General features: G+C 44.0%; 17 protein-coding genes and 1 pseudogene. 14 read left to right on the top strand and 4 right to left on the bottom strand.

Features of this window, described 5'->3' with window-relative positions; genetic code table 11:
- Positions 1-171 precede the first annotated feature (171 nt).
- From ACE1CD_RS14245 to ACE1CD_RS14205, 9 genes and pseudogenes are all read left to right on the top strand, one after another.
- Positions 172-1,677 (top strand): AAA-like domain-containing protein, encoded by a 1,506-nt coding sequence (locus ACE1CD_RS14245; protein ID WP_374824911.1) that lies wholly within the window; start codon positions 172-174, stop codon positions 1,675-1,677.
- Positions 1,678-1,679: 2 nt separating this feature from the next.
- Complete coding sequence (locus tag ACE1CD_RS14240; protein WP_374824908.1) at positions 1,680-2,669, top strand: hypothetical protein; 990 nt, start codon at positions 1,680-1,682, stop codon at positions 2,667-2,669.
- Between the two features lie 54 nt (positions 2,670-2,723).
- Positions 2,724-6,371, top strand: coding sequence for a GAF domain-containing protein (locus tag ACE1CD_RS14235; RefSeq protein ID WP_374824907.1), 3,648 nt, complete (start codon positions 2,724-2,726; stop codon positions 6,369-6,371).
- A gap of 209 nt (positions 6,372-6,580) precedes the next feature.
- The gene (locus ACE1CD_RS14230) at positions 6,581-6,736 is read left to right on the top strand and encodes a hypothetical protein (RefSeq protein ID WP_374797548.1); all 156 of its coding nucleotides are present in this window, start codon (positions 6,581-6,583) and stop codon (positions 6,734-6,736) included.
- A gap of 192 nt (positions 6,737-6,928) precedes the next feature.
- A pseudogene (locus tag ACE1CD_RS14225) lies at positions 6,929-7,387 on the top strand (RNA-guided endonuclease InsQ/TnpB family protein); the annotation flags it as partial.
- Between the two features lie 210 nt (positions 7,388-7,597).
- Positions 7,598-9,940, top strand: coding sequence for a protein kinase (locus ACE1CD_RS14220; protein ID WP_374824905.1), 2,343 nt, complete (start codon positions 7,598-7,600; stop codon positions 9,938-9,940).
- Between the two features lie 47 nt (positions 9,941-9,987).
- The gene (locus ACE1CD_RS14215; RefSeq protein WP_374797544.1) at positions 9,988-10,401 is read left to right on the top strand and encodes a hypothetical protein; all 414 of its coding nucleotides are present in this window, start codon (positions 9,988-9,990) and stop codon (positions 10,399-10,401) included.
- Between the two features lie 122 nt (positions 10,402-10,523).
- Positions 10,524-10,919 carry a hypothetical protein gene (locus ACE1CD_RS14210; RefSeq protein ID WP_374824902.1) on the top strand — a complete coding sequence of 132 codons (396 nt, stop codon included), beginning with the start codon at positions 10,524-10,526 and terminating at the stop codon, positions 10,917-10,919.
- A gap of 129 nt (positions 10,920-11,048) precedes the next feature.
- Positions 11,049-12,527 (top strand): ATP-binding protein, encoded by a 1,479-nt coding sequence (locus tag ACE1CD_RS14205; RefSeq protein WP_374824899.1) that lies wholly within the window; start codon positions 11,049-11,051, stop codon positions 12,525-12,527.
- A gap of 151 nt (positions 12,528-12,678) precedes the next feature.
- On the opposite strand, the gene ACE1CD_RS14200 is transcribed toward ACE1CD_RS14205, so the two are convergent.
- From ACE1CD_RS14200 to ACE1CD_RS14190, 3 genes are all read right to left on the bottom strand, one after another.
- A complete protein-coding gene (locus ACE1CD_RS14200; protein ID WP_190464397.1) occupies positions 12,679-13,365 on the bottom strand; it encodes a Bax inhibitor-1 family protein in 687 nt (228 codons plus the stop codon).
- A 233-nt stretch (positions 13,366-13,598) separates the two neighbouring features.
- On the bottom strand, positions 13,599-14,183 hold the full coding sequence (locus ACE1CD_RS14195; protein WP_374797538.1) for a hypothetical protein: 585 nt from the start codon (positions 14,181-14,183) through the stop codon (positions 13,599-13,601).
- Between the two features lie 414 nt (positions 14,184-14,597).
- Entirely contained in the window at positions 14,598-15,800 is a 1,203-nt protein-coding gene (locus ACE1CD_RS14190) for a phosphoglycerate kinase (RefSeq protein WP_374824896.1), read from the bottom strand.
- 183 nt (positions 15,801-15,983) lie between these two features.
- Here ACE1CD_RS14190 and ACE1CD_RS14185 point away from each other — a divergent pair, with 183 nt between their 5' ends.
- Genes ACE1CD_RS14185 through ACE1CD_RS14175 form a run of 3 tightly spaced genes read left to right on the top strand, consistent with a single transcriptional unit; the run spans position 15,984 to position 18,076 of the window.
- Positions 15,984-16,580, top strand: a complete 597-nt coding sequence (locus ACE1CD_RS14185) for an IS607 family transposase (protein ID WP_374824893.1) — start codon at positions 15,984-15,986, stop codon at positions 16,578-16,580.
- Complete coding sequence (locus ACE1CD_RS14180) at positions 16,465-17,631, top strand: RNA-guided endonuclease InsQ/TnpB family protein (RefSeq protein WP_374824940.1); 1,167 nt, start codon at positions 16,465-16,467, stop codon at positions 17,629-17,631. The genes ACE1CD_RS14185 and ACE1CD_RS14180 overlap by 116 nt, the downstream gene beginning before the upstream one ends.
- Before the next feature lie 31 nt (positions 17,632-17,662).
- Complete coding sequence (locus ACE1CD_RS14175) at positions 17,663-18,076, top strand: universal stress protein (protein WP_374797532.1); 414 nt, start codon at positions 17,663-17,665, stop codon at positions 18,074-18,076.
- 282 nt (positions 18,077-18,358) lie between these two features.
- Here ACE1CD_RS14175 and ACE1CD_RS14170 read toward each other — a convergent pair whose 3' ends face one another.
- Positions 18,359-19,213: a class I SAM-dependent methyltransferase gene (locus tag ACE1CD_RS14170; RefSeq protein ID WP_374824890.1), complete on the bottom strand. Its 855-nt coding sequence runs from the start codon at positions 19,211-19,213 to the stop codon at positions 18,359-18,361.
- A gap of 48 nt (positions 19,214-19,261) precedes the next feature.
- On the opposite strand from ACE1CD_RS14170, the gene ylqF reads away from it, so the two are divergent.
- Together ylqF and ACE1CD_RS14160 are read left to right on the top strand one after the other, a co-directional pair.
- On the top strand, positions 19,262-20,125 hold the full coding sequence (gene ylqF / locus ACE1CD_RS14165; RefSeq protein ID WP_374824888.1) for a ribosome biogenesis GTPase YlqF: 864 nt from the start codon (positions 19,262-19,264) through the stop codon (positions 20,123-20,125).
- A gap of 668 nt (positions 20,126-20,793) precedes the next feature.
- Entirely contained in the window at positions 20,794-22,743 is a 1,950-nt protein-coding gene (locus ACE1CD_RS14160) for a tetratricopeptide repeat protein (protein WP_374824885.1), read from the top strand.
- Positions 22,744-22,746 lie beyond the last annotated feature (3 nt).

Raw genomic sequence — 22,746 nt, 5'->3', positions numbered from 1 at the left:
AGACTAGCAATTTATTGGCGATTTGAAATTTTTTTTAATGCTAAAATCTCAAATATATCGGTTATAATCGTTTCCTAAAAATTGTTTTGTCTGTGGTTTCATTTCTTAACTATATTAGAGAAACAAGATGTTTTTGTTAAAAATACTCAGGAGTTTAACTCATAAAATTCAATGATTTTTTCATTAGCTAATTGGCGAATAATTAGATTTTTTCAGAAAATTCAGAAAATTCATGTTATCCTAGAAGAACTTATACTTGGGTGCGTAATGGATCGGGTTGAGGTATTAAAACTTGTAGAGCTTGCAGATAATTCGATCGCCCAAAAAACAGGAGAACCTTTAAGTGATGTGCAAAAAAATATACTTCGGCAGGCTTTGGTAGGTGAGAAACTAAAGGATATCCAAGTGGCTGGTTATAGCAGTAACACTATACAGCGAGAGATAGCTCCCAAGTTATGGAAGCTGCTATCAGATGTTACCGACAAAAAAGTCAGCATCAAAACCGTGCGCTTAGTTTTGGAGGAATTACGGGAAAGAGATGCAGAAGCAAAGCAACCCCACCCCCAACTCCGACCCGTCACACAGGGAGGGGAGAATAAAAGGGGAGAAAGGGAGAATTTCCAATGCCCGATGCCCGATGCCCGATGCCAAATCCCCAATCTTGAGTTACCGGGAGGTTCGCTGGATCTGGCTTCGGAATTTTATATCGATCGCCCGCCGATCGAAGAACGCGCTTATGAAGAAATTGCCAAACCGGGAAGCTTAATTCGCATCAAAGCCCCCAAGCAAATGGGAAAAACATCCCTGATGACGAGGTTGCTGCAACAAGCGGAAAGACTTGGTTATCGTTCGGTAGCTTTAGATTTTGAGTTGGCAGATCGGGAAGTTTTTTGGGATTTAAATCAATTTTTGCAATGGTTTTGTGCCACGGTAACGGATGATTTAGAGCTACCGATTCAGCTAGATAGCCGCTGGAGCGAGTTTTTAGGCAGTAAAAAAAATTGTACTAATTACTTTGAAAAATATCTATTAGCCGAAATTGCTACTCCTTTAGTTTTGGGGTTGGATGCAGTCGATCGCATTTTTCCCCAAGAGAAAGTGGCAGATGATTTTTTCGGTTTGCTGCGGGCTTGGCACGAAAAATCCAAGCAAAGCGATATTTGGAAAAACTTTCGGCTGGTAATTGTCCACGGTACAGAAGTTTATATTCCCCTGAGTAAAGATCTGTCCCCGTTTAATGTAGGGCTACCGATCGAGTTACCGGAGTTTAACTCTTCACAGGTACAGAATTTGGCGCGACGACATCGGTTGGATTTAAGAGAAACTCAGGTAAAACAACTGATGGCGATGGTGGGCGGACATCCTCATTTAGTGCGCGTGGCTTTATATAAGATGGCGCGGGAAAATATGAGTTTGGATCGCATACTGAAAGAAGCGCCTACCGATACGGGAATTTATGGGGAACATTTGCGATCGCACTTGTGGCACTTGGAACGAAATCCAGAGTTTGCAGAATGTTTTAAACAGGTTGTTGCCACTAATAAACCCGTGCAGATCAAGTCGGCGATCGCATATAAATTAAATAGTATAGGATTGGTACATCTGCAAGGCAATCAGGTGACGATACGTAACGATTTGTACAGGCAATATTTTCGCGATCGTTTTTTAGGTAGTTAGCAATGGAATACTCGATCCTAAAACTCACTCTTCCTTGGGAAAATCATGACTCCAGAGTTGCCAGCCTTCAAGAACTGATTAAATGCTTAAAATCTAGCTTTGATGTGAATGGCTTCTCAGAAGATATCGTTCAGCTAGAAACTTACCATAAATTTGCAGACTTGTATTTCAACTTCACCAACGAAAGCAGAACCATTCGCTTCAAATATATTCTTGGTTCTAATGGCTGTGGTGACTTCCAATCTGTAATTGAATTCTGCGGATTCAACTTACTTGAAATTAAGGCATTTGTTTTAGAAAACAAGGATAAATTCAACTTTGTTGAAGGATTTAGGCTAATTGAAAGGGATAAAACACGATCCAATCTCTATCAGTGGTTGCGCCCAGTTCCTGTATACGAACCAAATACTTTGAGTGAAGTAGAAAGAGAAGCAGTAGAAAATTACTTTATCTCTGTGAGGTTTGGCAATTACGAGCATTCGATGCTCGATAATCTGGATAACATCGCTCGACTTCCAGAGCTAAGTTACGCTCCAAAGGAGTATGATATTTTTATCATTGAAAGTGAGGCTAAAATTCCAGCCATCCTCTATAAAGATGTCTTTAGAGATAAAATGCTTGTTAAAATAGGAAATGAGTATGAAGAACAAATTTTTATCAACGATTGGTTCTTTTCGTTAAGAATACTCGACGATAAGCTCAAAGAAAAAAATTGCGCTATTGTTTGTAATGGCACTTCAAAAGATGTAATCGCCTTCGGTTTTTGCCTTAACATGGGTGACGGTAGCTTGTCCTACTATTTGGGAGAGCAAGAGGTTACAGGAGTAAGGAAGCGTAATAAAACTGTGGATACTCTCGAATATAACCCTTGGAATGAATATGTATCTGAGGAAGTACAACTGAGTGGAAAATTTGCGGGGAGGTTCGAGTTTAATACAAAATTAAAAAATCAAATTCGCGAATTTTCTCCGGACTTCATCAATATTCGGTAATATGAATGGCGGAAGGGGTATTTAAGCTCGAATGCGGTTAGAAAAAATTAATCTATGAATTACGAATACAAAGTTGGTGGAAGTTTACCCCCGGATGCGCCTACATACGTTTGGCGACAGGCAGATTACGAGCTGTTTGACCATTTGAGAAAGGGGACATTTTGTTATGTGCTAAATTCCCGACAAATGGGTAAGTCTAGTTTGCTCGTGCAGACAATGAGAAGGCTAAAAAATGGGGGAATTGCCTGTGCTGCGATCGATTTAACGGAGATTATCAGTCCGGATATCACCAGAAGCGAATTTTATGGCAGTATCACCGACACATTAGTAGATACTTTTAATCTGGCAGAGCAAATCGGTAGCTTTGATGCTTGGTGGGGGAAACATGGCAGACTTTCACCTATAAAACGATTGAGTAAGTTTATCAAGGAGGTATTGCTAACTAATCCGTCGCTTTTGGGTCAAAATATTGTCATTTTTATCGATGAAATTGATAGCGTACTCAGATTACCATTTTCGGCAAATGATTTCTTCAGTTTGATTCGCGCTTGCCATAACAATCGAGCGGAACAACCAGAATACGATCGCTTGACTTTTGCCATATTAGGAGTGGCATCGCCTTCCGATTTAATCAGAGAGAGAAATAACAGCACTCCTTTCAATTTTGGCAAAGCGATCGAACTCAACGGCTTTCAGTTACCAGAAGCAAAACCGCTGGCGGAAGGATTGAAATTTAAATCGGAAAACCCGGATAAATTACTAGAAGCTGTGTTGAGTTGGTCGGGGGGACAGCCTTTTTTAACTCAGAAGTTGTGTAAGTTAATCATCGATTCTGAAGATACTGTTCCCTGTGGCGGTGAGTGGGAATGGGTGGAAAGATTAGTGCGATCGCGCATTATCCAAAATTGGGAAAGCCAAGATGAACCAGAACATTTGCGGACGATACGCGATCGCATTCTCCGGGATGAAAAGCGCTGTATTAAGCTGTTAAAATTATATCAGCAAATCCTGCAACAGCGCCCCCTCGATCGGGAGGAAGTCGGGGGTATAGCAGCTAATGACAGCGCCGAACAAATGGAAATGCGACTGTCAGGCTTAGTAGCCAAACATCAAGGCAAATTAAAAGTTCGCAATCGCATTTACGAGTCTGTATTTAATCAAAATTGGGTTGAAAAATCATTAAATATAACCCAGCCAGAAATCGAGCCACGCGACGTGGAATTTATCAAAACCCTGGCGGAATTAGAAAGAAAACTTTTAGTATCTCAGCTTAGTCAAATAGCTGAAGGTAAAGGTTCCGCTCAAGCTCTCTATGATGTGTTGCGCCATATCACTTTGCAAATCGGCGATTTACTCGGTGCAGACCGCGCCACGATCTATTTACTAAATGAAGAAAAAACCGAACTTTGGTCGCTTGTGGCTGAAAATGAAGGGGATGAATTCCTCGATATTCAGCTGCAAGTAGGAGAAGGCGTGGCTGGCAAAGTGGCCGAAACAAAGAGATTTATTAATATTCGGGCGAACCTTTACCAAGACCCGCGTTCCGTTCTCGTCAAAGAGTTCGATAAAAAATATGGATATCACACTTACAATTTATTGGCTATTCCGATATTGAACGACAGCAAAGAAGTTGTTTCTGTCATCCAGTTACTTAACAAATTGAAGCAACCCGATCATCTTAATGAGGATTTGTACCAGAAAATTGATAAAAATGGTTTTACAAAAGTAGACAGAGAAAGATTGAATTTTTTTGTTCCTTCTATTCAAAGGATTTTGGAAAGTTGCCGTTCTTCTTACAAAGCTACTAAGAAACTAAGAGCAACCGCCGCGCTTGCAGAAGCTACGAGATCGCTCGATAAAAGCAATTTGGATACTAAAGAAATACTGCGACGGGTGATGGATGCGGCAAAGAAACTGATGAATGCCGATCGCAGTACGCTATGGTTGATGGATAGCGATCGCGGTGACTTGTGGACGGAACTTCCCCATTTAGGGGAACTGCGATGCAAAATTGGCGTTGGTTTTGCCGGTCAAGTCGCTCAATCCCGCGAACCGATAATTATTCCCTTTGATTTGTACGACCATCCTAATGCTTCTAATGCTAAAAAAACCGATAAAGAAACGGGATATCGCACTTGTAGTTTGTTATGTATGCCAGTTTTAAATCCTGAAGGCGAATTGTTGGGTGTAACTCAATTACTCAATAAACGGAAATCAGGAGATTTTCCAGAATATAACCCAGCCGATTGGCCGAAAGCACCCGAACAATTCAAGGCTAGCTTTGACGAGAACGATCGCCACTGTATGCAGGTTTTCAACGAACGCGCTGGCGTGATTCTTCAGTACGCTAAAACCCACGAAACACTTAAGCATATCGCCCAAAGTAAATCCAAAGAAGTTGTGCATAATACTTTAGTGATGCTCAGCAATGCTGTCGGTAACCAGGATGATGAATCTTGGTACAATGCACTGTATAATATGCTGAATCTTCTTACTCAATCGATAGCGAAATTAGTGGATGTCGAACAAGTAAATATTTTTTTATACAATGCAGATAACAACAAACTTTGGTCGGTGATTGTGGAAGATAAAGGAGGTATGCCCACAGAAATTACACTTCCTGCTGAGGGAGTTATAGCAGGACAAATTATCGATTGCCAATCAAGAGAACCCATTCAATTAAATGTAAAATTATGGGATGATTTACATTACTATAAGTATATTTATAATACTTATGTTATTCCCCTTTGGAACGAACGGGGAGATTTTGTCGCTATTGTCGAATTAGTCAAAAAATTAATATATCCCCAGTTAGACAGCGATGATTTATTAGAAAAAATTGACCGAATAAAAGGCGTTTCAAGCCTCCTATTTGAATGGGAATCATCAAAAAACTTTTCTGAATTGCAAGCTCATCCCACTCGTTGCGAAGCTAATCCAAAATCCTCTCTTGCGAAGGTGGGCATCGTGACGGGAAGCGCCAAGACGCCCACTTCGCACCAAATCGAAAATCCAAAATCGGCTGACCCGAATGGCTTCACGGAATCGGATTTCGATCGCCTCTCACAACGCACTAGCTCGATGCTACCGATCTTGGAAGGTTTCCAATCTTTTTATCGAGAAATCAAAACAATTCAAAAGCAACGAGCGCTCAAAGCATTGTGGTCGGCAATTAGTTCAGTTAGCCAAAGCAGTTGGAATTCTAAAGAAATACTCCAGCGCGTTATGTCAGAAGCAAAAAAACTCACCAATGCCGATCGCAGTACCCTTTGGTTAGTCGATCGAGAAGCAGGTGAATTGTGGACTGACCTACCCGGATTAGGGGAAATGAGATGTAAAATTGGAATTGGTTTTGTCGGACAAGTCGCTCAATCTTGCCAACCATTAATTATCCCATTTGACTTGTACGATCGACCCAGCGCCGAAAATGCGAAAAAAACCGATCGAGAAACAGGTTATCGCACTTGTAGCTTATTATGTATGCCAGTTTTAGGTTTTGATGGTGAATTACTTGGTGTCACCCAATTACTCAACAAACGCAAAAGCGGTGATTTTCCAGAGTATAATTCTGCGGAATGGCCCAAAGTTCCCGATTATTTTAAAGCTAGTTTTAATGAAACCGATCTGCGGTATATGGAGATATTCAACAATCAAATTGGTGTAGTTCTCCAAAGCGCTCAACCGCAGACTCTTAGGGGCTAGTTGTAGGATGGTAATTTCCAATAGTTTAAACATACCAGACAGTTGTTCGCGGGAATTTTCAACGTCATGCTGAAATCGCAATAAAACTTGTTCGATCGCAGAATTTTTGTCTGGCATATCTAAGAAGCTGTCTAAGATAAGCAATTAGCAGCCTGAAGTGCAGTACTGTTGACTGTTGACCGCTGACTGTTAGCAGTGAACGGCGAACAGTGAACAGTAGAGTATACAGTTATAACTGCGATACCCACTCTAGCAAATCGGCAGTCTGCTGGGATCTCACTAAAGAATTAGGCCACGAAATGCCTGGGGCGGCAACCGCAGGAACGCCTATTACCGCAGATATTTATGCTCACGATGTTGTATAATGCGCTATAAGTCAAGACTTTAACTAATGAGGGGTTTGGGGAGCTATAAGTCCCGCGCTGTACTGAAAGGTCAGCGTCAGGATACATGGACTCCCCAAGCTAATTTTATCCGGTCAATCCCGGTAAAATTAGCAAGCCATCTGTACGGCCTTACCAAAAAGTTATATTCTGATAAGGAGGGGGTAAAAGCAAATGCAGCATCAAGCCATCAAAGTTAGGCTATATCCAACAATCGAACAACAACAGATACTAGCTCAACACTTTGGTTGCTCTCGCTGGTGGTGGAACTATGCACTCAAGTTGTGTATGGAAACCTATAAAGCGACGGGTAAAGGCTTGACTCAGATTGCATTGAACAAGCTCTTACCAAAGCTCAAAAAAGAGGAACAAACCGAGTGGCTTAGTTCGTGCTACTCCCAGGTCTTACAGTCCACTACACTCAATTTAGTAACTGCCTATAAAAACTTCTTTGAAGGGAGAGCTAGATATCCTAGATTCAAAGCCAAGAAAAATAGGCAGTCAATTCAGTATCCACAATCTGTCAGAGTTGTTGATGGTTGCCTCAAGTTCCCTGGACGTACTGGTACGGTTAAAGCTAAAGTCCACAGACCGATTGAAGGAACAATCAAGACTGTCACCGTAAGCATGACCTAAGCTTGGCGTTGGGTAGTTCACGTTCAGTCCAAAACTTAAAGTTTATTATCAATATGATTTATTTAAGCACGACATTACCAGTAGCACTAAACGTCGAGCCCGTAATGTTTCTAAGCTCAATGAGGCACAAATCAAAGCGAGACACCAAATCGCTAGGCACAAACAACGTAGGGCTAGAAGTGCAATCTGGGTTTAAAGGTTTTGAGAATGCAGAGAAACTATTGCAGTAAAGGACACGAGAACGCTGCCACTAATGTGTATTGTCAGCAGTGCGGCGAGAAGCTGAATCAACCAGCCGGTAAGGGTATTTATCCAGGTGTGGTGCTGGGCGATCGCTATAGTATTGTACGCGAAATCGGACACGGCGGTTTCGGACGCACCTATCTAGCTGAAGACCTTAACCGCTTCCGAGAACATTGCGTCCTCAAAGAATTTGCGCCCCAAGTTCGCGGTACTTACGCACTGCAAAAAGCATCAGAATTGTTTGAGAGAGAAGCAGGCGTCCTCTACAAGCTGCAACATCCCCAAATTCCTCGCTTTCGCGAACTCTTCCGCACCAAGGTGGATGAGGAAGGACACCTGTTTTTAGTGCAAGATTACGTAGAAGGGCAAAATTATCGCACCTTATTAGATACCCGCAAACGTCAGGGACTGCGATTTTCTGAGGTAGAAGTTACCCAGCTGATGCTGCAAATTCTGCCCGTGTTGGAATATATTCACGCAATGGGTGTGATTCACCGCGATATCTCCCCAGATAACCTGATGTTGCGGAGTTCGGACTTGCTGCCGGTACTGATTGACTTTGGCGGCGTTAAGCAAGTGGCAGCCAATGCAGAATCTGAATTTACTCAAGCTGCCCCCGGCGCTGTGCCTTCTTTTGCGACTCGTTTGGGTAAAATTGGATACGCACCAAACGAACAAATGCAAGTGGGAACGGTTTATCCTCACAGCGATTTGTATGCTTTGGCAGCAACGGTGTTGGTGTTGCTGACGGGTAAGGAACCGCAACAGCTAATCGATACGCACACGATGACTTGGAATTGGCGGCGGGAAATTACCCTCAGCCCGAATTTCGGTGCGGTGTTAGATAAAATGTTGTCTTATCGACCGGGCGATCGCTACCAATCCGCCCGCGATGTATTGCAAGTCCTCAGTCCTCCAACACCTGCAAATCAGCCTGTGGCGGGCGGGACGCCCACCCCACAACCCACCCCACAACCCACTCCACAACCTACTCCACAACCTACTCCACAACCGACTTCACAATCACTACAAGCTACTTTACCAATCTCGCCGCCCAATCCAGCCCCCGCGCCACCAGTCAACCCACTTCCCAGTCAAAGTACAGGCAATTCACCTAATTTTTTCGGCAAAATTGTGCTTGTCGGCGTTCTGGTTGCGATCGCCGGTAGTATCGGTTGGGTAGTAGGTGGCAAGATTATAGCGAAAATAGCTCAAAAACCTTCAGATAAGCCAATTGTTTCGCCGACAAAAGATCCCGAACCCCCGCCACCGCCAAAATTTTCGCAAGCAGAACGCGATCGCAAAGAAGCTTTGCGTCAGCTTCGCCTCAAATTGGGTATTGATTACAACTTTTACGTTAATTTTGTCAATCAAATATTTTGGCAAAGGAATCCCAACTTACGGGGAACTACTCTCAGCGACGATCCGAAAGACGAACAGTTGCGGGCGCAGTGGGATAGCATAGGCGCTGAATTACTCAACAATTTGCAGCAAGCTAAATTGAGTGTAGCAGCGCGTCAGCAGCTGGGAAGTTTCGATAAAAACGATCGCGATCGCTGGATCGCAGAAGCGAACAACTTACACCTCAGCAGTCGCGCTCTCTTTACATTAACCGATGCCAAGTATTCATCTTTTGCTGGTGATTACTCTGCCAAAAAACTGAACCTCAGTTTCGACCAGTTTCTCAAACAACCGACGGGTCAAATTTGGCACGCGATCGCATTCGATAAAGTCAACGCTTTGAAGAATAACAACGCTTTAGAAAAAATTGTCTTTCCTCCCGGCGCTGTTGGTACAGAAGTCAAAGGTAATCTCCCACCAGGCGAAGGCAAAGCTTACATCGCCGGACTTGATGCAGGTCAACTAATGACAGTAAATCTGCAAGCCGATCCACAAATTCTATTATCAGTTTATCCGCCAACGAGCAACCAAAAAGCACTTCTGGAAAATTCTACTAAGGGAACCTGGTCAGGAACATTATCTTCAAAAGGTTTTTACGAATTTGTAGTTGTTTCCAAAGCATCAAAACCAATTAATTATCGACTCAACTTAACAGCTGAGTATCCCGCATTACCTCCGACATCTTCTCCTACACCTACGCCTAGTTCCCCACCCACTCAGACAGTTCCTGCTACACCGAATCCAACTGATACCCAAACTCCTGCTACACCGAATCCAACTCAAACCGAGACTCCTGCTACACCGAGTCCAAGCGCCACCGAGACTCCACCACCAAGTCCAAGCGCCACCGAGACTCCGCCATCACCGAGTCCAACTGACACCCAGACTCCTTCTAACGGAATTTAAAGATCTATGATCTGAAGATAGAAAAGTGTTTATTGCGATCGTTACCAATGGAAGCCAACAATTCATCTCTAGAGTTGACACTCCAACAACTGCGCTCGGTAAGGGCTGCTCTACTTCGTCTGCACAAAGAACTGCTAGAATCTGAGCGGATCGTTTATGAGCAGTTCCACGGCAGAATTCAATCAAAAGGAGAGTTTTTCCGTTTAGTCATAGAGCATGAATGGTTTAGCTGGTTGCGCTCATTTTCTCAATTTATCGTCCAAATCGATGAAACCCTCAGCGCCAAAGAACCCGTAACCTTGAGCCAAGCTAACGAACTTCTAGAAGAAGCGCGAAATCTGTTAACGCCATCAGAGGAAGGAACGAGCTTACAGAAGCGTTATCATAGCGCCATTCAACGCAATCCCGATATTGCTATGCGCCATGCAGAAATATCCAAACTGCTCAGAAAAGAGGTTTAATTAAGGGTTATACTTGCCTTGGAGCAGAGCAAACATTTCATATTGTTGGTTTAGCAAAAAATATCTGTGTAAACCAATCAAATTATGCTCCTGTTTGATAATTAATATTGGGAGCGTTAATAATGTCAGAAAATGTAATGGTAAATTGTCAGATTCCTCAAGACTGGAAGCGTCAAATCGAGCAAATAGCAGCACAAAGAAAAAAGCAGTCCGCGCAAATCATTTACGAAGCGATCGCGCAATACTTAGGTGAAGATATCCAGACTGTTGACAATCGCCTTTTAGCCTTGGAAAAAGAAATGCCAACACTGCAAAAAGAAATAACTCAATTAAACGCCACAGTCAAAAGTTTGCAGGAAAGATTGCACGCGGCGACTTCTACGATCGCCATCTCCGATCCGGCGTCAGTTAACCTAATCAAAAAAGTTCAACAAGAATATATATATAGTGATGAAAACTTTCCAGACGATGAACCTGATGAAATTCTCTATGGTTTTTTAGAACCGGAAGACAGATAATATCCTGTCCGGTTGTACTTTTTGCACAAGCCAGTTTGGTTTGTTTGAGTGATTCATCGATCGAACAAATCTCAGGAGGGATGTCAGCAGAAAAATTCGTACTAATTTGGAAATAGTACGATTGGAAGAATGAACGTGAACGGTGAGTGGCTGAGCCAGCAAATGAGAGCATTGGGTGAGCGAGTGAGTAACCTATTAAACTACGCTCATTCCAATCCATCGCAACACCCAGAACTGCTGCCCCAAGCATTGGAAGAACTGGGTGTTTCTCTAGAAGAACTGCGGGTATCTCAAGAGGTATTGCACGAGCAGAATCAGGAATTGCAGGAGGCTTATGCGTCGCTAGAAGTAGAACGGCAGCGCTACCGAGAGTTATTTGAATTTGCTCCTGATGCCTACTTGATTACTGACACAGAAGGCAAAACTCAGCAAGCCAATCATGCTGCTAGTCTGTTGCTCAAGGTGTCGCAAAAGTACTTGGTTGGCAAACCTTTAATCGTATTTATTCCCGAATCTCAGCGTCGAGCTTTCCGCAACGAACTCAACCGATTGCATGAAGTTGAACGACTTCAAGAGTGGATTATCCAGTTACAGCCTCGCGGTGCAGTACCTTTTGATGCTGCATTAACGGTCACTAGGGTGTCTGACCAGACAGGTACGATCGTGGGGCTACGCTGGCTAGTGCGGGACATCAGCGAACGGAAGCAACTGGAAGAAGCGCAATTGCGGGCAAAACTGGCTGAAATGACCAACCAAGCCTTGCAAGCAGAAATTGCCCAGCGGAAGCAGCTAGAGAAGGAACTGCGACAGCAAGCGGAATCGCTCAACCAAGCGAATACCCTCAAAGATGAATTTTTGGCGATCGTCTCCCACGAACTCCGCACCCCGTTAAATGCTATTTTGGGTTGGTCACAGATCCTTCGCGCTAGGAAGTTAAATGACACGATCGTCGCTCGCGCATTAGAGACGATCGAGCGGAATGCCAGAACCCAGGTAACACTGATTGAAGATCTGCTAGACATCTCTCGCATTGTTCGAGGTAAACTTCATCTCAATATCCGCCCCGTCCATTTAGTTGCTGTGATTCGGGCAGCTATTGATTGCGTGCAGCTTGCCATCACAGCTAAAAACATCGAGATTTGGACAGATCTTGATGAATCAGTCAGTTTAGTGTCAGGAGATAGCGATCGCTTACAGCAGATCGTTTGGAATTTGCTCTCCAATGCCATTAAGTTTACTCCCAGAAATGGACAAATAGAAGTTCGGTTAGAGCGCATTTCCTCCAACGCCGTCATTACAGTCAGTGACACCGGTCAAGGTATTCATCCAAATTTTCTACCTTACGTCTTTGACCGCTTTCGTCAGGCAGAACGAGCAACTACACGGCATCATGGTGGATTGGGATTAGGACTTGCCATTGTGCGGCAATTGGTGGAAATGCACGGGGGAACAGTGCAAGCAAATAGCCCAGGCGAAGGGCAAGGAGCTACATTTACGGTGCAGCTACCTCTGATGGCAGCTTGCATTCTGCCAAGTGAAGCCGGACAACAGCCTTTGATAGCTGAGGAAAGCGTTAATAGCAGCAGTGGCAAGTCAGAGTGTGTTTGACACTCTCCCGTTAAGCTAACGCTATAACGGGAGATGAATTGCGACATTATGATAAAATTTGATAAATCCGAAAGAGATGCAAAAAAAGCGCTCTCCTTTTAACGAGAGCGCTTTTTGGTTTTTAATTATTAAAAATCAAAGCACCATTGTCTTAGCGGCGAGACAATGACATCACAATTTGCAGCACATACCAGAACAACAAAGCTACAGAAGCAAATAGTTCTAGCGAAGCCGCCACATACTGATGCGTTGAGTAGTGGTGTATCACATTCGATGTATCGTACAGAATTGCCGCCGAGGCAAACACCACCATTGCTACTGAGAAAAATAGCCCTAAAGTGAAGCCAAACATGATGCTGCAAAGAATTAGACCCAAGGCGACAAAAGCAGCTATTTTGAGAATGCCGCCTAAGAAAGTAAAATCCTGGCGCGTCGTGAACGCAACGGTAGTCAAACCGCCAAATAGGAACAGGGTCAGGATCGCCGCTGTCGGAATCACATCAGGACTCGAAAAAAAGGCAGCAATGTACAGCAGGGGAGCAAATATCAGCGCTTCTGCAACCACATAAATCCCCAAACCCGTGTACTGGGTTTCCACCGAATCTGCCTTCGCAGCCAATTCCCTCGATAGCCAGCCCAGCAGCGCAAACGCTCCCAGAAACGCTAACCAGCTAAATCGACTGGCGGCTACAAAACGGAACAATACTCCCGCAATGCCAGTCTGAAACAGCAAAAATTCGACAACAATAAATGCACCAACTGCCCCCGCTAGATGCGTGTAGGTTTGTTGGATAAACTTGGCGCGTTCGTTTGGTCGCGCTTGTGCAACAGTCAGCATAGATAGTTTCCTCAATGCGAAACCAACCTATAAGCTAGTTTATGCGATCGCTTCGGCAAACCAGTTGAGTACAAATGCCGAGCAGGGGAGTGGGGGAGTGGGGGAGTTAAAAGTCAAAAGTCAAAAGTCAAAATTCCTCCCTCTCCCTCTCCCCTAGCCCCGACGCCCTAATCCCGACGCCCTAATCCCGACGCCCTTTCTTTTGACTTTTGACTTTTCTAGCCCCTAGCTAATTACCGCAACGGTGCTTGATTTGCCATAGAAGAAGCCATAAACAGAATATTTTGGCGTTCTTCCGTCAAAAAGCTAACAGTGTAAATCATGCCATCTTGTTCCCACATTACCGATGAAAACATATTGGGCTGATTTTGTTTTTGCCCTTCCAGCAAATATCCCTGAATTCCCCTTGCCAGGGTGACTGCTTGCGCCGCCGCAATATGTTTTCGGAATTCTCGCTGTGCGTTCGCAGAAGTTTGGCTATCTACGGAAAAGCTGCCGACTAAGCAGGGATAACCTCCGGAAGTGCAGCTAAACAAGCTAACAGTTAAACCGGGTGGAGTAGTGGAGGGAAAAACGCGGACAATCAATTGGCTGATAAATTCTTCGTCAGCGGGGCCACCCAGTAAAATTCGTGAGGGCAAGCGCATTACCCAACCGGGTGGTAAACTATTGCCGATTTCATTTAAGTAGGGAGTAAAAACTTCAGCCGGAATAGCAGATGCTTTAACTGTGTTGCTAATCAGAGCGAGAAAAACTGGTAATGCTAGTAATTTGTGCGCTCGCTTCAGCCATTTCTTCCATGTTGATGTTTTTATCATAATAGTTTATATCTTCTACAAAATACTGTTTTAGAACAATTTATTTACAAAATTCTCACATTACTTCCATCCCGCAATAAGATTATGTACTTCTTTCTTTTCTCTTCCTTCGCGTCTTCGCGGTTCATTAAAATACAAATTCTTCCAGCGGGAAGGGAGTAACCTAGCTTCTTGTTCTGAGTAAAATTGACAAAAGTAGGGTGGGCAGTGCCCACCCTACTGCTAAGTATAAATTTTTTTGACCGAACAAAAGGGTTTCAAGCCAACCATTTCAAGGGGAATCATCAAAAAAATTTTCCGAATTTCAAGCTCCGTCTTTTCAAGGCCGAGCCAATCCAAAATCCAGAATCCAAAATCTAAAATCGGGTGACAAATAATGTAAGGTGGGCGATGCCCACCTACTGCTAAGAGAAATTAAGCTTCATCAAGTGCGGCAATACCGGGTAATACCTTACCTTCGAGCAATTCCAAGCTAGCACCGCCGCCAGTAGAAATGTGGCTCATTTGGTCTGCCACACCGACTTTTTCTACAGCAGCTACGGAGTCGCCACCGCCGATAATGGTGACAGCGCCTTTCTTGGTAAGATCGGCGAGAGAGTGAGCGATCGCTTCCGTACCTACGGCAAACTTATCGAACTCAAACACACCCATCGGGCCATTCCAAATCACTGTCTTGCAATCAGCCAGCGCATCTTGGAACACTTTCACAGAGTCGGGGCCAATATCCAAACCCATCCAACCATCGGGGATATTTTCAATGCTGACAGTTTGGGATTCAGCATCGGCGGCGAATTTATCTGCAACTACCACATCGGTAGGTAACAGCAACTGCACGCCGCGTTCTTTTGCCTTAGCTTCCAGAGTCTTCGCCAGTTCCAGCTTATCTTCTTCCACCAAGGACTTACCCACGCTCAAACCGCGAGCTTTGTAGAACGTGAAAATCATCCCGCCACCGATGATCAACTTATCGCACTTCTCCAGTAGCGTTTCGATCACACCGATTTTGCTGGAAACCTTAGAACCGCCGATAATTGCAGCTAAAGGACGCTGGGGATTTTCGATCGCACTTTGCAGATATTGCAGTTCCTTCTCGATCAAATACCCAGCCACAGAAGGCTTGAGGTACTTGGTGACGCCTTCCGTAGAAGCGTGAGCGCGGTGAGCTGTCCCAAACGCATCGTTTACGTATAAATCTGCATTCGCAGCCAGTTGTTTGGCAAATTCCGGGTCGTTTTTCTCCTCTTCTTTGTGGAAGCGGACATTCTCCAGCAGAATGACATCCCCGTTTTCCATTTCGGCGACTGTAGCAGCAACTTCATCACCGATACAATCGCTGGGTTTTTTGACTTCCTTACCCAGCAACTCCGACAGGCGCTTGGCAACTGGGGTGAGGCGCTGCTTTTCATCCACTCCCTTGGGACGCCCAAAGTGGCTTGATAGAATTACTTTAGCTCCCTTTCCGGTCAAATCCTGGATGGTTGGCAAAGCAGCGCGGATGCGCGTATCGTCGGTGATGTTACCTGCCTCATCCACCGGCACATTAAAATCAGCCCGCACCAAAACCCGTTTGCCAGCTAAGTCTGACGACGACAAATTTGCTACAGTTTTTTTGGACACCGAAAAAACCTCCTAATCACTTTTTTCACGGAATCAGCGTGCCACCGGTCGTCCGTTCTATCTACGCCGTCCACATTTTACCGAAAAATGGGTTGTTAGCCCCGTCTTTCTAGGACGGAAATTAGCCATTTAAGATTTTGTTAACTAATGCTCACTAACGCTCACTAATACTATACTTTAGGTATGGCATATATTCCACTCAGAAAAGCGGTCGAATTTCTGGGGTTGCATCCTAATACGTTGAGACGATATGCAGATGAAGGGAAGATCAAAAGCATTAAAAACCAAGCAGGGCAAAGGCTCTACGATGTCGAGTCCTATATTAGAGGCGATTCAATTAGAGTTACCACTATTTGCTACTGCCGAGTCTCTTCCTCAAAGCAGCTCGCCGACCTCAACCGACAAGTCACCTATATGCAGTCCCTCTACCCAGATGCCGAAATCATCAAAGACATCGGAAGTGGACTTAACTTCAAAAGGAAAGGACTGCGTTCCTTACTGGACAGACTTTTGCGCGGAGATAAGCTCACGCTTGTTGTTGCCTGTCGTGACCGACTCGCGAGGTTTGGATTCGAGCTTATTCAGTACTTGGTCGAGCAAAACGGTGGACAAATCGTGGTTCTCGACCAAGCTGTATACTGCCCTTCATCGGAACTTACCCAAGATTTACTCAGCATCCTCCACGTCTTCTCTTGTCGAATGCACGGGCTCAGAAAGTATAGTCAAAAAATCAAACAAGACCCGGATTTATCTGAGCCCAGACCAGAAGAAGATTGTTAAAAAGTGGTTTGGCGTAGCGCGTTTTGTCTACAACAAAACCATTGAATATTTGCAGCAGCCAGAGACTAAAGCCAACTGGAAAGCGATTAAAGGAGGGATTCTAGAAGCACTGCCCGATTGGTGCTTTGAAGTCCCTTATCAAATTAAATCCATCGCCGTTAAAGATGCCTGTAAAGCGGTAAGTAACGCCAAGAAAAAGTTTAAGAATGGTGGTGGAATTAGTAAGATGCGGTTCAAGTCTAAAAAGAACCCAGTTCAGTCTTGCTACATCCCTAAGTCTGTTGTTAAGGTAATGGGGATTTACCACACCATCTTAGGGGAGGCTACATTCAAAGAGCCTCTACCACAAAGCTTTGGGGATTGCCGATTGGTATTTGCCTATGGTGATTACTATCTCGCTATCCCTAGAGAGTCGCCACGCAATGTTGCCGATAACCAAGGACGTGTCGTGGCTCTTGACCCTGGCATCAGAACGTTTATGACGTTCTTTTCTGAAGAAAGTTTTGGAGAGTTAGGACGAGCCTCTAATTTAAGAATTCAGCGTTTGTGCTTCCGCTTAGATAAGTTGATTTCTAAAATCAGCTTATCTAAGTGCAGGCAGAAAAGGCGTATGCGGCTTGCTGCCAATCGAATTAGAGGGAGGATTAAAAACCTAGTTTCGGAGTTACACAAAAAGATAGCCCGATTCTTGGTCGATAACTTTGACATTATTCTGCTTCCTACATTTGAGACATCTCAAATGCCTCTTAAGGCAAAACGCAGAATTAGAGCCAAGTCTGTCAGACAAATGCTGACATTATCTCACTACCAGTTCAAACAGTTTCTCCGACATAAGGCGTTTGAGACTCTTAAAGTAGTGCTGGATGTCAACGAAGCCTATACTTCCAAAACAGTGAGTTGGACTGGTGAAATCGTTCCTAAATTAGGTGGAGCAAAAATTATCAAGTCCAAGCTAACAGGTCAGAAGATGCCACGGGATTGGAATGGTGCGCGAGGGATTTTCCTTCGTGCATTGGTTGATACGCCCTCTCTCAGAGAGTGTATTTGTTAGCAAACGTTAGCAAAAATGTATCGGTGCGTAAATGTTTAATACAGTTTTGTTTCCAGTCGATCGAAGTCGCGAAGCCCGCGAAGCGGCTGATGTGGTTGTCGATGTGGTGAAAAAGTACGGCAGTCGTCTGATCTTACTGTCCGTTCTAGAACCGCCGCCAGAGGAGGGGGAGTCTGCTAACGCAGATGCCATGACTTCCCCAGAGGCAGTAGCACAACTGCTGGAAACTGCCAAGTCCCTATTTGCCGATCGAGGAATTTCCGCCGAAGCTATAGAACGCGAGGGCAAGCCTGCCTTCACTATCTGTGATGTAGCTGACGAAGTTGACGCGGATTTAATCGTTATGGGTTGTCGCGGTCTCGGTTTAACCGAAGAAGGAATGTCCGACAGCGTAACCAATCGGGTGATCAATCTGTCTCCCTGTCCAGTTTTGATTGTCCCTTAGAGCCTGTCGATCGCTGACGGGGTGACAACTATCGCGGAAACCTTGACAGGGATTGCAATTCATCGCCATTCACATCTGGAAAAATTAGCCAAGAAATCTAACGATCCACAACGAATCCATGAGACTGGTAGCTGCTGGTACTTGAGAATAGTGTCAACAAACCCCAAAAATGAGTTCATTTTTTGTCAAAGGGGACGTGGGACAACAAATACTGTCAAAGAGTTTCAGCAATACTTGTCACCCCGTCAACTTAATTTCACAATTGATGGACAAAAAGCTAGATTACTTTACAGCTTCTAGTTGCTTGCCCGTGTAGCTAAAAATGCAGTCTGGATTGCTTTTGAGGGAATGTAACTCTGCCTTCATTCCGTCTAGCAGATCGAGAGTAATTTTATCTCGCTCGCACAAGGATGGGGCGACGCTGAGGCACAAATCAATCCAATAATCAAAAAAAAGTTCTCGCTCTTTTAGATTCTGGTTTCTGGCATCCAAGTGAATACAAAAATCGCGAATTGTGACATCAGAAAATTCCACTTTTAATGCCAAGTTACACAACTTTATTCCCACTTCCGGATCGCCTTTTAACTCTTTTTGATATTCATTCAGATTTTGCCAATATAACTCAGTCAATGGACAGGATGGATAGATATACAAGCTCCTATGGAAGACCTCGCTGCAATATAAGCGACTACCTGGCTGGATAACTCGCCGTACTTCTTGCAAAATAGCAATAGGATCTTCTGTGTGCTCCAATACAAAGCAAATGAAACATCCATCAAAAGTGTCGTTAGCAAAAGGAAGATTGCCACCATCCTCAAGATGCAGGAAAACTCGCTGGGCATCATCTATATAATATGGTTTGAGAAATTCCGTGGCACGTTGAATTTGCTCTTTTGAACGATCGACACCAGTAATCCTTAAATTTGGATATTTACGTAAAAGTATTTCTATCTGCGCTCCCACGCCGCACCCTATTTCTAAAATATGGTTGCATTGGGCAAAGTCAATGGTAGGGTAAATATAAGGTTCGATAAATCGGCTTTGTCTAACTAGACGCTCTTGTTCGGTTTTGGTGAAACCATGAATATATTCACTCGTGCTTTTATTTTGGGATTCTTGAGATTCCAGTTGTTGCATCGATTTTAACCTTAGCAAAGTAGAAGTAAACTACAGGAAAAGCTGACAATGACTTCTCCCTCCATTCAATGGTATCCCGGTCACATTGCCAAAGCTGAAAAAGCGCTCAAGGAACAACTCAAACTTGTGGATGTGGTGCTGGAAGTGCGCGATGTTCGCATTCCCCTTGCCACGCAGCATCCCCAAGTTTCTCAGTGGACTGGTAGCAAAAGTCGAGTTTTGGTTCTCAATCGTATGGATATGATTTCTCCGCAAGTGCAGAAGTTGTGGGAGTCGTGGTTTGTGGCGCAAGGGGAAGTGCCTTATTTTACCGATGCACAACACGGTAAGGGGACAGCAGCTGTGGTGAAGGCGGCGCAAGCAGCTGGGGTGGATGTGAATAAAAAAAGGCGCGATCGCGGTATGCTTCCCCGTCCGGTTCGCGCCGTAGTTATCGGTTTTCCTAATGTGGGAAAATCAGCGCTGATTAACCGTTTGTTGGGACGCCGAGTGGTGGAAAGTGCCGCACGTCCCGGTGTGACGCGTCAACTGCGCTGGGTCAAAATTTCCGATCAAATTGAGTTGCTGGATGCACCAGGCGTGATTCCCGCCAAGTTGGACGATCGCGAAGCGGCGATTAAGTTAGCTATTTGCGATGATATTGGTGAGGCGTCTTACGACAATCAGTTAGTAGCCACTGAGTTGGTGGATTTAATTGGATATTTGGAAGATACGGCTGGTAATTTGTTGCCAAAATCTATTTTGCGATCGCGTTACGGTTTAGACGCTACAAATGTAACTGGTGAGGATTATTTGTTGACTTTGGCAAACGAACGATATCAAGGCGATGCGGAACGCGCTGCGCGTCAGTTGTTAAATGATTTTCGCAAAGGAAATTTGGGTGCGATTCCTCTGGAATTGCCGCCAAATTAAATATTCATCAACAAAAGAATTAAAAATAATTGCGATCGAAATTCGTCGGTTGGGTTGAGGCACGAAACCCAACCTAAAAAAAAATGGCGAGGGTATTGTTGAAGAAACCAGGTGTCTGGCATTACGATACCTTCCATCAGTGATAAGCTGTAGCGCCAGCTTTGTTTTAATAATTGCAAGAAAGTGACACTCTTGTGGGGTGGGCATCGCCGCCGCCCCAGTTATACAACTTAGATGCGTCGCAGCTTAGGCTGTCAGGGAATCAATGCTAGTGTTGACTAATACCATATCTATGGTAAAATAACCTAAAAAGTACGTAGGGATAATTAAGCTTTTCTGCTTAATTCAAGATATCCCAGGCTCTGCGCTAACACCTTTCCAGCCGTCTTTCATCCCTAGATTATCAGTCAAGTATTGTTTAGTAGGGCTCAGAAACCGAGTTTCTCAGACTGAAAACAGCACTTTTCTGGCTGACTGCTCTAGATAAACTACGATGCTCAGATTAGTTGACCGCCTTTCTAGTAGATCGAAAAGCCAGTGGGGAAACTCCAGTTAAAAGTTTATGTATTGATGAGTAAAAAAGACTTTCCAGTTAGCTATGACATACCACTCAATCCTCCGGAAAAATTTAACAAAATTGGGAATAGCAGCAGCAATTTCTACTACTGTTGGTAGTTGTTTATTCTCTCCCCCCCCCCGAAAAATTAGTTGAAAGATGCAATTATCTAAATAATTCTAATCAGTACCAAAAAGCGCTGGAAAATTGTAATAAAGCACTGGAAAAAGAACCGAATAGTTTTGAAGCTTTGCTTGGTAAAGGCACTGCGCTAATGGGTTTGAAAAAATACAAGGAAGCCCAGGAAGCTTATGACAGGGGTATCAGTATCAATCAAAAAAGTTCTTTAGCTTGGGCTTTGCGAGGCGATGCGTTATTGAATTCAAAGGAATTTGAGAAAGCAAAATATGCCTACGAAAAGGCGATAGAAATTAAACCAGATAATGCTTATGACTGGTTTGGAAAAGGTAAAGCGCTATTGAATATAAAAAGTTATGAGGGTGCGGATGAAGCAATTGCAGCTTTTACAAAGGCGACTGAAATCAAGCCGGACTTTTATGAAGCTTGGCTGAGTCGAGGTGATTTGTTAGGTGCGTTGGGAAAACCCGGAGAAGCGCTCTCTGTTTACGAAGAGGCTATAAAAATCAATAAAGACTTGCCGGGAGGATGGCTTGGCAAAGGTTCGGCACTATTTGCTTTGGAAAATTATAAAGACGCGCTTTCCTCTTTTGAAAAGGCGATCGAGCTTGACCCAAACTTTTATCAAGCTTGGATAGGAAAAGGTGAGGTGCTGCGTAAAATGAAGGAACCTGAAAAAGCACTTGTCGCTTGTGAAAAGGCTCTCAAAATTAGCCCTGATGATTTCGGAGGATTGAGTTGCAAGAGTTCTGCATTATTTGATTTGGGAAAATACAAAGATGCGCTTGCTCCTATTCAAAAGGCTCTGGAAATTGACCAAAACAACCTTCTAGCTTTGCAGGGTGCAGGTCTTTTGCTGGCTAAAATGGGTAAACATGAAGAAGCACTGCAAGCTTGGGATACGCTGCTCAAACTTATACCACGAGAAAATGCCGGAGGGATTGCAGGTGTTTGGAGTAATCGCGGCGATGCGCTCTTTTATATGAACCGCTGTGAAGATGCGCTTAAATCTGTTGATAAGGCTCTGGAAATCTGGCCAGAAACACTGCCTGTTTCCAATGATACTTGGTTTATCAAAGGCAATGCGGAATCTTGTTTGAAGAAATACGATGAGGCGATTAAATCCTATGATAGGGCGATCGCCATCAAAGCAAATGCCTATGATGCTTGGAATGGGAAAGGTAAAGCTTTATTTCAAAAGAAAGATTATGAAGAAGCAATTAAATCTTATCAGAAGGCTAGAGAGATAAAGCCGGACTATTTTTATGCGTGGAATGGTGAAGGGGATGCGCTGTATCAGTTACGCAAGTATGAGGATGCGATCGCCGCCTATGACAAAGCGATCGCCATCAAATTTGACGATCCTTTAAATCAACCCAAAAAACACGGAGTTTGGAACAGTAGAGGTAAAGCGCTACATCAGTTAGGTAAATATCAAGAAGCAATTGATTCTTATGATGAGGCGTTGAAAATCAAAAAAGATTTTGTGGAAGTTTGGTTTAATGGAGGTAGGGCGCTAGTTGCGCTGACACGCTACGAAGAAGCGATCGCTGCCTTTGACAAAGCGCTCGAAATTAATCCTAATTACCAAGCAGCACTGGAAGCTAAAAAACAAGCTGCTCAGCAATTTGATGGGCGTCCTTTCTTAGGCATAGGAATGAAGGAATATGAAAAAAAAGGCGTTTTAATCGATCGAATATTCCGCAACTCGCCAGCAGATGAAGTTGGACTGCGAGTAGGTGATATCGTTCAAAAAGTTAACGGTACTTCAGTTATCAATCCCTCTGAGTTGAGTAATATTATTCGTTCCACGGGGGTAGGATCTGAGTTAGAGGTAGAAGTCGAGCGTAATGGTACGACTCAGAATTTTAAAGCAAAGCTGAGGGCGTTTAAAGAAAATTCAGACGATCTTAAATCTCCTTAATCA

The sequence above is a fragment of the Aerosakkonema sp. BLCC-F183 genome, assembly GCF_041929145.1.
Lineage (GTDB): Bacteria > Cyanobacteriota > Cyanobacteriia > Cyanobacteriales > Aerosakkonemataceae > Aerosakkonema.
This window is presented reverse-complemented; position numbering and strand designations above follow the sequence as displayed.